This window comes from Paenibacillus sp. 01T422 (assembly GCF_056398785.1).
The window spans coordinates 1-1,447 of record NZ_JBFTQB010001217.1; the positions used below are offsets into that span (position 1 = coordinate 1).

Genomic DNA, 1,447 nt, shown 5'->3' on the forward strand with positions numbered 1-1,447 from the left:
CCCTAACATGAGGCCAAGCTGGATCGGTTGGGGATGAATCATACGCTGAATACCTTCAATGAAGATCCCTAAGGCGATTACGCAGAGGGCGAGGCCGTTAAGGAATGAAGCGATAATCTCAAACCGTAGGAATCCAAAGGTGAAACGTGCATTCGGCTGCCTAGTTGCGAGGTGCAGGGCAATCATACTTAAGCCTAGAGCGATGACGTCCGAGATCATATGGGCCGAATCGGAAAGCAGCGCGAGTGAGTTGGAGAGCACCCCGCCGACAATTTCTACAATCGTGAAAAAGGCGGTTAGCAGGAGGGTTATCCACAATGTTTTTCTAGATTTCGTCTGTTCTTTTACGTGATGAAGATGGTGGTAGTCGTATTCCGTATTCATAAGATCCCTCCTTATTTATAATARTTCTAATTTAATTATTATTATATGCTAGAGGGAGGAAAGGTGCAACACTTTTAGGGTTATTTACAGATTAAACACATTTTCTGTGAAGAGTAGAGAATATGGCGTGGATAAGGAGTGAAGGAGCATATGGGAGGAGTGTACTGGAGGAGCATACAGGAAGGGAAAGAAGTGTAAAGAAGCGTGCAGGAGGGTAAAGTTGTGCCTAAAGAAGAGTATAAAGAAGCAAAAAGAGGAAGGAAATAAAGCGTTTTCTAATTTGTAACATAAATGAAATAATTCTGTTATGGTTTCATAATGTTTGGGGGGTATTATAATAAGCAAGACCCCCTTTTTAATATAAACTTTTTGAACCCGGCCCCGTTGGCTGGGTTCCTTTTTTTGTTTGGATTTGAATGCCTTGTCCAATCATAGCATCCTGAGAAGGAGCCAAGCACTCTAACGGACCTCAGAGCCGTTATTCTAGGTAAATTGCCGCTATTAACATTAATAACGGACTCCAGTGACGTTATCTTGTCATTTCTCATCACAATTTCACTTTGAAGTAGTGAATAGCCGCGCTGGTGTCCGTTAGAATTTTAGAGAGCCCCAATTCTTGTGAATAGGGGCTGCTCGGTCCGTAAGGCATTTGCCACATCCGGCCTTGCAGCAGCACTACTTACCAAAACCTCACAATCAAGCCCACTGCACACCGAAATCCATACAACCGWCTCTGCTGTAAGCTCACTAATTGCCATGATGGCAATTGTACACTCAAACCACAAAACAACACAGCACACTTAACCGCAGTACTACACTCAAACCCAAAAGTAGACTACTCCAACCAGAGTATCCTGAAAAGAATTCAACCGCTCTAACGGACCCCAGAGTCGTATATTATAGGAAAATTTGCACTATTAGCATCAATAACGGACTCCAGTGACGTTAATCATTCGTTTCATATGCAAAATATCACTTTGAGGTGCGAATAGCTGCGCTGGGTCCGTTAGAATTCGAGAGAGCTCGGATTCTTACGAATAGGGGCTACTCGGCCCGTATGGGA

Annotated in this window: 1 protein-coding gene; it reads right to left on the minus strand. The window is 43.6% G+C overall.

Annotated elements, in window-relative coordinates:
* Positions 1-384, minus strand: a 384-nt coding sequence (locus AC1DUA_RS37350) for a cation diffusion facilitator family transporter (protein WP_477504528.1), incomplete at its 3' end; no start/stop codon positions are given.
* Positions 385-1,447 lie beyond the last annotated feature (1,063 nt).